This window comes from Qipengyuania sp. R86523, assembly GCF_044596365.1.
Classification (GTDB): Bacteria; Pseudomonadota; Alphaproteobacteria; order Sphingomonadales; family Sphingomonadaceae; genus Qipengyuania; species Qipengyuania citrea.
Genome location: NZ_CP138997.1, coordinates 1,931,337 through 1,943,701, shown reverse-complemented (window position 1 = coordinate 1,943,701; position 12,365 = coordinate 1,931,337). Strand labels below are relative to the sequence as shown.

Here is a 12,365-nt window from a genome sequence, read left to right as displayed (position 1 = left end):
TTACTGGCCGCGGCGCTCGCCGCGCTTGGCCTGCCGTTCGGCCCGGCGTTCCGCCTTGTGGGCTTCGCGCTCCTCGGCCGAGATCGCGCCATTGCCATCGCTGTCGAGCTTGGCGAAACGTGCCTGCACCGCGGCATCGAATTCGGCGCGGCTGATCGCCTGGTCGCCATTGGCATCGGCGCTCAGGAACATGCCGCCGCGCTTCCCGCCGCGGTTGCCCCGCTTGCCGCGTTCGCCGCGCGCTTCGTGCATTGCGGCGAGTTCGGCTTGCGAGAGGCCGCCCGAATTGTCGGTATCGGCCTGCGCGAAACGCTGGGCCATCCGTTCGGTCCGGTCACCGCCGCGCTTGGCCCGCCGTTCGCTGCGTTCGCCGCGCTCGGGACGATCGGCCTTGCGCGCCTCGCGGGCAGCCTGCATTTCGGCTGCGGTGAGCTCGCCGTCACCATTGGCATCGGCGCGGGCGAACATCTGGGCACCGCGCGCCTGCCGGTCGGCAGCGTTGATCACGCCGTCGCCATTGGCATCCATGCGGGCGAAACGTTCGGCGCTCGCGGCCTGCATTTCGGTCAGCGTGACACTGCCGTTGCCATCGGTATCGGGATTATGCGCCCCGCGGTGCTGCGCGATCGCGGTGGTACCGGTCAGCGCCAGTGCGGCGGCGGAAAGGGCAAGGATGGTCTTGTTCATAGGATATCTCCAAAGGTCTGGAGAGCTGCGACGGACTGGGGTCTGAGGGGAGGGAGGTCAGGCCCGCCGCAGCTCGTGTCCCTGTTCTAGGCCGGCAATGTCGCAGCAATATCCCGAACCTGGCCTGAATTGTAACGGAAGGTATCACGCCGCCGGCCGCGTTCATCGCGCAGCAAGCGCGGCGGCGCGATCGCCCCGTCAGGCCGCCTTGTCCATCAGGAAGGCGTTGAGCTTGTTGCCGTCGGGATCGCGGAAATAGGCGGCATAGAACACCATGCCATTGGCATCGGGCTCGCCGCGCGGTCCCGGTTCGCCCTCGTCGCTGCCGCCATTGGCGAGCGCAATGTCATACAGCCGGCGGACCTGGTCGCGGTCCTTCGCCTGCAGCGCCACCATCGTGCCGTTGCCCACACTGGCCTCGTTCCCGTCGAACGGCTTGGTCGCAGCGATACCCGCCGCGCCGTCCATATTGCCCCAGGCAATGAAGCTGTCGAAATCCATCATCCGCCCCACGCCCAGTTCGGCCGCGATGGGATCGTAGAACCGAGCCGCCCGCTCGAGATCGTTGGTCCCCAGTGTCACATATCCGATCATCTGCACTCTCCTTGTCGAAAACGACTCGCGACCGGCGGAACATTAGGGGAACATGATCTGGCCTACAAGGGCGCGCATTGTTCCTCGAGCCAGGCGAGATCATCGCCCTCGAGCTGCGGGGCAAGCGTAGCGTAGACCGCGGTGTGATAGTCGTTCCACCAGCCGATTTCGGCCTCGCTGAGCAGCGCGCGGTCGACCAGCGTCCGGTCGAGCGGAACCATCGTCAGCGTTTCGAAGCCGAGATACTTGCCCTCGCTGTCCGCAAGGCCCGCATCGACCACCAGCACGAGGTTCTCGATTCGGATGCCGTATTCGCCGGGCTTGTAGTAACCGGGCTCGTTCGACAGGATCATCCCCTCGCGCAGCGGGGTTTCGGTGCCGGGGAAGGCGCCGCCCGGCTTGCTGATCCGCTGCGGGCCCTCGTGGACCGAAAGGAAGCTGCCGACGCCGTGACCGGTGCCGTGGCCGTAATCGACCCCGCCGTTCCACAAATGCATCCGGGCCAGCGCGTCGAGCGCGCCGCCCGTGGTGCGATCGGGGAATTTCTGCATGTCGAGCTGGATATGGCCTTTGAGCACGCGCGTGTTGCGCTCGACCATCTCGGCGCTGGGCTCGCCCGGGCCGATCCACACGGTACGGGTGATGTCGGTGGTGCCGTCGAGATACTGGCCGCCCGAATCGACGAGGTAGATCGACGACGGTGGGATCGGGATATTGCTGTCTTCATCGACCTTGTAATGCGGCAGCGCGGCATGGCCCGCTGCGGCACTGATCGTGTCGAAGCTCGCATCCTTGAGCAGGCCGCCCGCTTCGCGGAATTCGCGCAGCTTGGCCGCCGCGGCGAGCTCGTCGACGGCGCCCTTGGGCGCTTCGATGCCGAGCCAGCGCAGGAACCGCGCCACGGCGGCACCATCGCGCGACTGGGCATCGCGGTGGCCCTGCTGTTCGGCCGGGTTCTTGATCGCCTTGGGCAGCACGGTCGGATCGTCGGTGCGCACCACGCTGGCGCCGCCCTGCTCCAGCGCGTGGAAGATGCCCGCCACCGCATGGTTCGGATCGACCGCGACCCGCTTGCCCTCCAGCGCCTCGAGCGCGGGTACGAATTCCGCGCGGTCGCGCACCGTCACCGCATTGCCGAGATGCTGGGTGAGTTCGGGCGTGACCTTGTCGGGCGCGATGAACAGTTCGGCGGTGCCATCGGCATGCGCCAGGACATAGGACAGCGCGACCGGCGTGTTGTCGACATCGCTGCCGCGCATGTTCAGCAGCCACGCGACCGAATCGAGCGCGCTGACGACGGTCGCGTCATAGCCTTCCTGCTTGAGCCAGTCGGCCACTTCGGAACGCTTGTCGGCGCTCGACCGTCCGGCGTGCGCGTCGCCATGCGGCACCGCTGCGGCCCGCGAGGCCTGCGGACGGTCGTCCCAGATCGCATCGATCGGATTGCCGTCCACCGGGACCAGTTCGATGCCCTTGCGGGCGAACGCGGCTTCGGCTTCCTCGGCCCAGCCGATCCCGTGCAGCCATGCGTCATAGCCGATCTTCGCCCCCTCGGGCGCATGTTCGGCGATCCATTTGGCGGGCGATGTGGCAGGCACATCCTCGTAATCGTACAGCGTTCCGCTGACCTGCTCGCGTACCTGGACGGTATAGCGCCCGTCGGTGAACATCGCTGCGCGGTCCTGCAGCACGGCGGCACTTCCGGCGCTGCCGCCGAAACCGGTCAGCCAGTTGAGCCGCTGGGCATAGGAGCCGACATATTCGCTCATGTGCTCGTCCGAGATGGGAATGACGAAGCCGTCGAGGCCGCGGCGGGTCAGTTCCTTGCGCAATCCGTCGAGACGGGCTTCATGGGTCTGCATCAGCATCGAGAAATCCTTTCCTTCGCGCCGGTCGCGCTGGGGAGCGACTCGGTGCTTGCGGCGCGTGGCGCAGCCGCATAATCACTCCCCCGTCATAGTCATCCGCGGCGATCCTTTCCAGTTTTGCGCCGCCCGGGGGAGGACCACCTATGCCTTTCATGCGATACGCCGCGTTCCTATCTGCCGCATCGCTGGCGCTCAGCGCGCCGCTCCACGCCCAGAACTCCGAAGGGACCACAGTGCCACAGCCGACTTCGCCGCCGACTGCCGAAAAACGCGACCACAGCTATTCGCATCACGGGATAACGATTGCCGACCCCTACCACTGGCTGCGCGACCAGTCCTATCCGACGATCGACGACGAGGACGTGCTCGACCATCTGAAGGCCGAAAACGCGTGGTTCGAAGCGCGGATGAAGCCGCAGCAGCCGCTGGTCGACGAATTGTTCGCGGAGATGAAGGCGCGCATCAAGGAAGACGATTCCACCGTGCCGCAGCGCCGCGGGGATTATCTCTACTGGTCGGAGTTCGAGGAAGGCGCGGAATACCGCAAATATTACCGCAAGCCGGTTGCCGGGGGCGACGACGTCCTGATCCTCGACGAGAACGCGCTGGCCGAAGGGGTGGAATATTTCCGCCTGGGCGCGTTTTCGGTGTCGCAGAACGGCCGCTACCTCGCCTATTCGGCCGATACCAACGGCTCCGAACGCTTTACCGCGCGAATCAAGGACCTGGAAACGGGCGAACTGCTGCCCGACGAGATCCCCGGCACGCTGTCGGACCTCGTCTGGGTGAAGAACGATACGGCGCTGGTCTATGGCACTGCGGACGACAATTGGCGCGTCCACGATGCGACCATGCATGTCCTCGGCACGCCGGTCAGCGAAGACGTCGAACTCTACCGCGAAACCATGGACGAGGGTTTTCGCGTCGGCACCAGCCTGTCGGCGCAGGAAGACTGGCTGATCATTTCGACCGGCGACAACGAGACGAGCGAAGTCCGCTTGGTTCCGGCGAACGATCCCACGGCGGAGCAGGTGCTGGTCAAGCCGCGGCAGAAGGGCGTCGAATACGATGTCGATGTGCGCGACGGGATGGTGTGGGTCCATACCAATGACGACCACGTCAATTTCCGGCTGGCGACCGCCAAGCTCGATACGCCGGGCGACTGGACCACGCTGATTTCCGGATCGGACGAGTTTTACCTGACCGGTTTCGAACTGTTCAAGGACTTCTATGTCACCGAAGGGCGACTGCGCGGGCTCGACCAGATCCAGCTGCGGTCCTACAAGGATGCCAATCTGGTCAAGCCGATCGCCTTTGCCGAGGCCAGCTTCAGCGCAGGGCTGAGCAACAATCCCGAATACGACCAGGACATCCTGCGGCTGGCCTACGAGAGCATGGTCACGCCGGATTCGGTCTATGACTACCACGTCGCCACGGGCGAACTCGAACTGCTCAAGCAGCAGGAAATCCCCAGCGGTTACGACCCCGCGCTCTACACCACCGAGCGTGTCGAGATCGCCGCGCGCGACGGCACGATGGTTCCGGTCAGCATCATCATGCGCAAGGACCGGCCGAAGACCGGGCCGCTGCACCTCTATGCCTACGGCGCTTACGGCTATGCGGTGCCACCGGGCTTCTCGACCTCGCGGCTGAGCCTGGTCGATCGCGGCTATGCCTATGCCATCGCGCATATCCGCGGCGGCAACGACCTGGGCCGTAAGTGGTACCTGCAGGGCAAGCTCAACGAACGCACCAACACCTTCAACGATTTCGTTGACGTGGCGAAGGGGCTGGTCGCCAAGGGCTATACCGAGAAAGGCCGGATCAGCATTTCGGGCGGTTCGGCGGGCGGCGAGCTGATGGGCGCGGTGGTCAACACCGATCCCGAGCTGTGGGGCGCGGTGGTGGCGCATGTGCCCTTCGTCGATGTGCTGTCGACCATGCTCGACGAAGAACTGCCGCTGACGCCGGGCGAATGGCCCGAATGGGGCAACCCGATCCTGAGCAAGCAGGCCTTCGCCTATATCCTCAGCTACAGCCCCTATGACCAGGTGACCGCGCAGGACTATCCGCCGATGCTGGTGACCGCCGGCCTCAACGACCCGCGCGTGACCTATTGGGAACCCGCCAAGTGGGTGGCCAAGCTGCGCGAGGTGAAGACCGGCGACAGCGAGCTGCTGCTCAAGACCAATATGGGCGCGGGCCATGGCGGCAAGTCGGGCCGTTTCCAGTCGATCTACGAAACCGCCGAGGAGGTCGCCTTCATCCTGTGGCAGATGGGCGAGGCCGAGTGATACCCAGCTTCACTCGCAGCTTCACCGCGGAGGCGCGCCACATCGACGAGATGGGGCACGTCAACAATGCGGTGTGGGTGCAGTGGATACAGGACATGGCGACCGCGCATTGGGACGCCGCGGCGCGGCCCGATGACCGCGAGCAATATGTCTGGCTCGTGGTCCGCCACGAGATCGACTACCGCGGCAATATCGACCTGGGGCAAAGCGTCGAAGGGACGACCTGGATCGAAGGCGGGGCACGCGGCGCCAAGTCGCTACGCCGCGTCGATTTTCGCGATTCTGCGGGCCGGGTGATCGTCAGCGCGGCGACCACCTGGGCCATGCTCGATCGCACTTCGGGGCGCCCCGCGCGGGTGCGCCCCGAAGTGATCGCGCCGTTCGTCTGACCTAGCGCAGCAGTTCCGCCGTCGGGCGATAGTCGTAGCCGAGTTCGGTGGCGACCGCTTCATAGGTCACTTCGCCGCGGTGGACGTTGAGCCCTTCGGCGAGATGCGGATCGGCGGCGAGCGCATCTTTCCAGCCCATCCGCGCGATGCGCAGCGCATGCGGCAGCGTCACATTGTTGAGCGCATAGGTGCTCGTGCGTGCCACCGCGCCGGGCATGTTGGCCACGCAATAATGGACGACATCGTCGATGACATAGGTCGGTTCGGCATGCGTGGTCGCGCGGCTGGTTTCGAAACACCCGCCCTGGTCGATCGCGACATCGACCAGCACCGCACCCTTGTGCATGTCCTTGAGCATCTCGCGTGTCACCAGCTTGGGTGCCGCGGCCCCGGGGATCAGCACCGCCCCGATCACCAGGTCGGCATTGGTCACTGCGTCGTAGAGATTGGCGGCGTTGGAAAAACGCGTGCTGGCGCGCGCCTCGAAATGCGTGCCGACCTTTTCGAGCACTTCGGGATCGCGGTCGAGAATGGTCACGTCGGCCCCGAGGCCGACCGCCATCTGCGCGGCATTGAAGCCGACCACGCCGCCGCCGATCACCACGACCTTGCCCGGCATGACGCCCGGGACACCGCCAAGCAGCACGCCGCGTCCGCCATGCGCCTTTTCGAGCGCGGTAGCGCCCGCCTGTACGCTCATCCGGCCGGCCACCTGACTCATCGGCTTGAGCAGCGGCAGCTGGCCGCGCGGACCGGTCACCGTCTCATAGGCGATCGCGGTGACGCCGCTGTCGAGCAGTTCCTTCGTCTGGTCCGCATCGGGTGCCAGGTGCAGGTAAGTGTAGAGGATCTGACCCTCGCGCAGCTTCTTGCGCTCGACCGACTGGGGTTCCTTGACCTTCACCACCATTTCGCATTCGGCGAAGATCGGATCGGGACCGTCGACGATTTTCGCCCCTGCGGCGACATATTGGTCGTCATTGGCGTCGATGCCGGCACCCGCCTGGGTCTCGATCCACACCTCGTGGCCCTGCATGACGAGCTCTTTCGCGCTCTCGGGCGTCAGGCCGACGCGGTATTCGTGGTTCTTGATTTCCTTGGGGCTGCCGATGCGCATGGGGGGACTCCTTGATTGCGCGCGTCCGTTACAACTGCAACCAAGATGCGGCAAGCCCGGCCCGTCCGCTTCGCCTTGCCCCCGGGGCCCGTGCCGCTCGTTTCAGCCTGCTCCCGCGCCGCTATTCGGTCGCCACACTCCAGTCGGCCACGACCGTATTGCCTTCGCCTTCGGTTCGCGTGTCGAACAGGCGGGTGTCATCGCCAAGCGCGCCGGTGACCGCCTGCAAGGCGGCTTCGCTCCCCGACAGCGATACCCTGACGCCCGAACGCTGCGCCGCCCATGCGATCAGGGCGACCCGGCCCGCATTCGCGCTGTCGAGACCGTCTTCGGCAACGCTGATCTCGGGCAATGCCGACAGCGGCGGGCGCAGTTCGACCGCCCAGCCCGGGGTGGAGTTTTCAAGCCGCTGTTCGAGCTCGCGGTAGCCGGCGAGCGTGAGCCCCTCGAGCGGCCGCGCGTCGGCCCGCGCGCGGCGGTTCTCCCGGTCGAGCAGCACATCCTTGCGCTCGACCCCTGCAATCAGCGCGAGGCTGCGGCCCAGCGCGGCAATCTGGCGCTCGCTTGCTTCGGCGGCCTCGCGTGCGCGCGCCTGCGCCAGCGCCGCCTGTTCGGCTGCGCGCGGATCGGTGCCGACCTGGAACTGGTCGATCGTGACGACCACCGGCCGGCCCAGCCGTTCGGCCAAGCGCTCGGCCACATCGGTGTCGGCCGACGGGTTGAACTCGGGCGTGAAGACGCTGGCCGAGACCGTCACCGGTTTGGCGGCCCAGTTGACGATCGGCTGTTCCACCCGCGCGCGGTCGGTAAAGGCTTCCGCCACTTCCTGATTGACGATCCGCTGGCCATTGGCTTCCCAGGCAATGGTGCGCAGCGAGAAGGCAAGCGGCACCGCCAGCGCGATAAAAATCGCCATGATGCCGATCGACTGCACCCGGCTCTGGCGGTGCGTCAGGTCCGACTGGAAGCCGTACAGCCGCGCCATCACGGCCGCGGTCAGCCCGATGGTCACGAGGTTGGTGACGTAGAGCCCCAGCGCGCCGCCGAAGACCGTCCAGTTGAACGTCGCGAGGCCAAAGCCGACCACCGCCAGCGGCGGCATCAAGGCGGTGGCGATGGCAACCCCCACGATCGTGCCCTCGCGCCCGCGAATCACCGCATAGGAACCTGCCAGCGCGGAAAACAATGCGACCAGCAGGTCGAACAGATTGGGCCGGGTGCGCGCGGCGATTTCTTCGGTCACGGTTTGCAGCGGCGAAAGGAACACGATCAGCGCGCAGAACAATATGGCGAAGATCGACCCGGCGATCAGCGCCTTGCCGCAGCGGCGCAACCAGCCCGCATCACCGGTGGCGAGCGAGAAGCCGGTACCGATGATCGGGTTCATCAGCGGCGATAGCAGCATGGCGCCGATCACCACGGCTGGCGAGGACAGCAGCAGGCCGAGGATGGCGATGCCTGCGCTCATCGCAGTCATGAAGATATAGCGGCTGGTCAGCAGCGATTCGCCGCGAACCCGTTCGACCGTGGCGACATGATCGAGATCGGCGACCACGCCGTCGCGCCACCAGATACGGATTTCGGCCAATGCGCGCAGGATCGTCCAGCGGCTGATCGGCCGGCGGGCAGTGCCATCCGCCTTGTCGGCCTTTTCTTCCCGGGCGACCTGTCCGGTCGTTTCGCTCGCAATACTCATCGCCGGATGATCTAACCCGTTGATCTGCTCGCGTCGCGCCTAATTTGCCCGGTGGGGCCGGTGCGGGGCATGGCTACAGCGGGTTGCCGTCCTGATCGCGGAAGATCTCGCGCCGCCCGACATGGTTGGCGGGGCCGACCAGGCCTTCGCTTTCCATCCGCTCGATCCACTTGGCCGCGGTGTTGTAGCCCACGCCCATCTGGCGCTGTAGCCACGAACCCGATGCCTTCTGGTTCTCGATCACGATCTGGCAGGCCTGGCGATACTTGCGCTCGTCGGGATTGTCGCTGGCGGTGAACTCGTCCTCGAAATTGAAGCCGCCGTCCTCGGGCTCCTCGGTGACCGCATCGACATAGTCGGGCTTGCCCTGTCCGCGCCAGTGATCGGCCACCCGCTCGACCTCCTCGTCGGAGACGAAGGGACCGTGGACGCGGATCATCGCGCCGGTATTGGGCTTGTAGAGCATGTCGCCCTTGCCCAGCAGCTGCTCGGCACCCTGTTCGCCCAGGATCGTGCGGCTGTCGATGCGGCTGGTGACCTTGAAGCTGATCCGGGTGGGCAGGTTGGCCTTGATGACGCCGGTGATGACGTCGACCGAGGGGCGCTGCGTCGCCATGATCAGGTGGATGCCGGCGGCGCGGCTTTTCTGCGACAGGCGCTGGATCAGGACCTCGATTTCCTTGCCCACCGTGACCATGAGGTCGGCCAGCTCGTCGACAATCAGCACGATCAGCGGCAGCGGCTGGTAATCGAGCTGCTCTTCCTCGTAGAGTTCCTCGCCCGTTTCGGGGTCGAAGCCGGTCTGCACGCGGCGGCCGAGCGGCTTGCCCTTTTCCGCTGCCTTGCGGATCTTTTCGTTGAAGCCGGCGATATTGCGCGAGTTGACCGACGACATCATCCGATAGCGTTTCTCCATCTCCTCGACCGCCCATTTGAGCGCGCGCACGCTCTTGTGCGGTTCGGTGACGACCGGGCTGAGGAGATGCGGGATATCGTCGTAGCTCTTGAGTTCCAGCACCTTGGGGTCGATCAGAATCAGGCGGCATTCGTCGGGCGTGAAGCGATAGAGCAGCGACAGCAGGATCGCATTGAGGCCGACCGACTTGCCCGAACCGGTGGTGCCCGCGACCAGCAGGTGCGGCATGGCGGCAAGATCGGCGACGATCGGTTCGCCGGCGATGTCCTTGCCCAGGATCATCGGCAGGCTGCCCTTGTGGTCGACGAAGGCGGCCGAATTGGACAGCTGTTTGTAACTGACCATCTGGCGGTCGGCATTGGGCAGTTCGATGCCGATCACCGTGCGTCCCGGGATGGGCGAAACGCGCGCGCTGATCGCGCTCATGTTGCGCGCGATATCCTCGGCCAGGCCGACCACGCGGCTGGCCTTGATGCCCGGCGCCGGCTCGAGCTCGTACATGGTCACCACCGGACCGGCGCGGACCGCAGTGATCTCGCCCTTCACGTTGAAGTCGTCGAGCACGTTCTCGAGCAGCCGCGCATTGCGTTCGAGCGCCATCTTGTCGAGCTTGGGCGCGGTGTTGTCGGGCGCGTCGTCGAGCAGGTCCTGGCTCGGCAACTGGTAATTGGCGAACATGTCGCGCTGCTTCGCCGTGGCCGGCTTGGGCTGGGCGGGGGTGGGCGCCGGGTCGGCGATTTCGGGCGCGCGGCGCGGTTCGCGAACCGGCAGGTCGGCGTCTTCGGGCGCGTTTGCGGCGGGGGCGGCGCGCTTCTGTTTCTTGGGCGCCAGCGGCAGGTCGAATTCGGGGAGCTGCGCCTTGCGCTTGACGAATTCGGGCAGTGTCAGGAACTGCGCCCAGTCGAGCGCGAACACCCGGGTGACCAGCGCGATACCGCCGCCCAGCGCAGCCAGCGCCAGCGCCAGCACGATCCAGCCGGCAAAGCTGCCGCCGAAGCGTTCGGCAACCGCTTCGATCCCGAGGCCGCCCAATTGCCCGAACAGACCGCCGGGTCCTGCGGGCAGGCTGCCGCTACCCGGTTCGAACACCAGCGCCAGCACCGTGCCGAGCAAGGCGATTGCGGCCAGCAGCATGGCCAGCGGTCGCCACCAGCGACCGGGCGTCTCGTCCTCGTCGTCGCGCTCGACGCCGCTCCACAGCCGGCGCGCTGCGATATAGAGCAATGGCAGCAGCAGGACGGCGGGCAGGCCGAGGAAATTGAGCGCGCGTTCGCTGGCCCAGGCCCCGCTGGCGCCCATCCAATTGCCGATGTTGGCATCGCTCGCGGCAGTCGATGGGCTGGGATCGGTCTGGGTGTAGCTGGCCAGCGCCAGCGTCAGGAAGACCAGCAGCACGAACAGCAGTCCTGCGCCCGCCATGTGCGTGGCGCGGCGGAAGCTGCGGCGAAATGCCGCGCGCCAGTCTGGTGCTGCGCCTGCGCGCGAGGCCATCGGTGTTCCCCTGATCCGTAGAAAGCGTGCAGTATGAATCTTCGGGGAGTCGCCCGTCAAGCGGCCTTCGTCGAAGCGAGTCCGTCGATTGCCCCCCAGCGCGGCCAGCCAAGGTCGCGCGCGCGCGCCGCGGTCATGCCCCCCAACGCGATCACCGGTACGCTCGACAGGCGTGCGAGCGCGTGAAACCCGGCGCTGCCCAGTGTGCTTGCCCCGGGATGCGACGCGGTGGGAAACACCGGCGACAGGAAGATACCGTCGGCGCGCGCGGCCAGCGCGGCTTCGATCTCGGCGCGGTCATGCGCAGTCGCGAGGCGCAGGCCCGGCCCCAGCCGCTCGGGCGCACCATAGCGGCCATCGGCGCCCCAGTCCTGCGTCCCCGCAAGGACCACCGCATGCCCACTCCGGCGCGCGAGCGCGGCGAGCGTATCGAATCGCGCGCGCCGCGCCTCGGGGGACTGGTGGTAGTGGCGAAAGACGAAACCCGATCCCCGCGGCAGGTCGGCGAGCGCCTGTTCCAGCTGCGCATCGTTGCGGGCATCGCTCAGCAACCAGATCAGCGGCAGGGACTGTTTATCGCGCATATTGTCGCTATAGCGCGCTGCGATGGAAAAGGCAGAGACCCCGCTTCAACACGTGCAGGCCAATATTGCCGCCGCCTGCCGGATCGCCCGCCGCGAACCGGAAGAAGTGACGCTGATCGCGGTCAGCAAGATGCATCCCGCAGAGGCGATCGAACCGGTGCTGGGCGAAGGACAGCGCCACTTCGGCGAGAACCGCGTGCAGGAGGCGCAGGGCAAATGGCCCGCGTTGCGCGAAGCCTATCCGGCGGTGCAATTGCACCTGATCGGGCAGCTGCAATCGAACAAGGCGGAGGACGCGGTCGCCCTGTTCGACGCGATCCACTCGCTCGATCGCCCCAGCCTGGTGAAGGCGCTGGGCAAGGCGATGGACAAATCAGGCCAGCGCGTGCCGTGCTTCATCCAGGTCGATGTCGGTGAAGAGGACCAGAAGGGGGGCTGCCCGGTGGCGGAATTGCCCGCGCTGATCGAACAGGCGCGGCAGGCGGACATTCCGCTAGCGGGCCTGATGTGCCTGCCCCCGCAGGACATCGAGCCAGCTCCGTTCTTCGCTTTTCTCGACAAGCTGGCGCGCGATCACGGGCTGGAAGGGCGCAGCATGGGAATGAGCGGGGATTACGAAACCGCGATCAAGCTGGGTGCGACGCATGTGCGCGTGGGCACGGCCCTGTTCGGCGCCCGCCCTGCTGCGGGGTAGCTACTGGACCGTCCTCGAACGGCAAGGCGGAGGAG

Annotated in this window: 10 protein-coding genes; 3 read left to right on the top strand and 7 right to left on the bottom strand. The window is 66.3% G+C overall.

Going from position 1 to position 12,365, the window contains the following annotated elements:
* From SJY12_RS09500 to SJY12_RS09490, 3 genes are all read right to left on the bottom strand, one after another.
* A complete protein-coding gene (locus tag SJY12_RS09500; RefSeq protein WP_063511011.1) occupies positions 1-687 on the bottom strand; it encodes a hypothetical protein in 687 nt (228 codons plus the stop codon).
* Positions 688-885: 198 nt separating this feature from the next.
* Positions 886-1,281, bottom strand: coding sequence for a VOC family protein (locus tag SJY12_RS09495; protein WP_397505206.1), 396 nt, complete (start codon positions 1,279-1,281; stop codon positions 886-888).
* Positions 1,282-1,343: 62 nt separating this feature from the next.
* A complete protein-coding gene (locus tag SJY12_RS09490; protein ID WP_397505204.1) occupies positions 1,344-3,149 on the bottom strand; it encodes an aminopeptidase P family protein in 1,806 nt (601 codons plus the stop codon).
* Positions 3,150-3,301: 152 nt separating this feature from the next.
* Between SJY12_RS09490 and SJY12_RS09485 the strand changes: the two genes are divergently transcribed.
* A complete protein-coding gene (locus SJY12_RS09485; RefSeq protein ID WP_397505203.1) occupies positions 3,302-5,443 on the top strand; it encodes a S9 family peptidase in 2,142 nt (713 codons plus the stop codon).
* The gene (locus SJY12_RS09480; RefSeq protein WP_397505202.1) at positions 5,440-5,832 is read left to right on the top strand and encodes an acyl-CoA thioesterase; all 393 of its coding nucleotides are present in this window, start codon (positions 5,440-5,442) and stop codon (positions 5,830-5,832) included. Before SJY12_RS09485 ends, SJY12_RS09480 begins: the two co-directional genes overlap by 4 nt.
* A gap of 1 nt (position 5,833) precedes the next feature.
* On the opposite strand, the gene ald is transcribed toward SJY12_RS09480, so the two are convergent.
* The 4 genes from ald to SJY12_RS09460 all read right to left on the bottom strand — a co-directional run bounded on the left by ald (position 5,834) and on the right by SJY12_RS09460 (position 11,636).
* The gene (ald, locus tag SJY12_RS09475; RefSeq protein WP_397505201.1) at positions 5,834-6,949 is read right to left on the bottom strand and encodes an alanine dehydrogenase; all 1,116 of its coding nucleotides are present in this window, start codon (positions 6,947-6,949) and stop codon (positions 5,834-5,836) included.
* A gap of 121 nt (positions 6,950-7,070) precedes the next feature.
* Entirely contained in the window at positions 7,071-8,645 is a 1,575-nt protein-coding gene (locus tag SJY12_RS09470; protein WP_063506465.1) for a DUF389 domain-containing protein, read from the bottom strand.
* Positions 8,646-8,718: 73 nt separating this feature from the next.
* Positions 8,719-11,052 carry a DNA translocase FtsK gene (locus SJY12_RS09465; protein ID WP_050601653.1) on the bottom strand — a complete coding sequence of 778 codons (2,334 nt, stop codon included), beginning with the start codon at positions 11,050-11,052 and terminating at the stop codon, positions 8,719-8,721.
* A gap of 56 nt (positions 11,053-11,108) precedes the next feature.
* Positions 11,109-11,636, bottom strand: coding sequence for a thiamine phosphate synthase (locus SJY12_RS09460; RefSeq protein WP_397505199.1), 528 nt, complete (start codon positions 11,634-11,636; stop codon positions 11,109-11,111).
* Positions 11,637-11,658: 22 nt separating this feature from the next.
* Here SJY12_RS09460 and SJY12_RS09455 point away from each other — a divergent pair, with 22 nt between their 5' ends.
* Positions 11,659-12,330 (top strand): YggS family pyridoxal phosphate-dependent enzyme, encoded by a 672-nt coding sequence (locus tag SJY12_RS09455; RefSeq protein ID WP_397505198.1) that lies wholly within the window; start codon positions 11,659-11,661, stop codon positions 12,328-12,330.
* Positions 12,331-12,365: the final 35 nt, after the last annotated feature.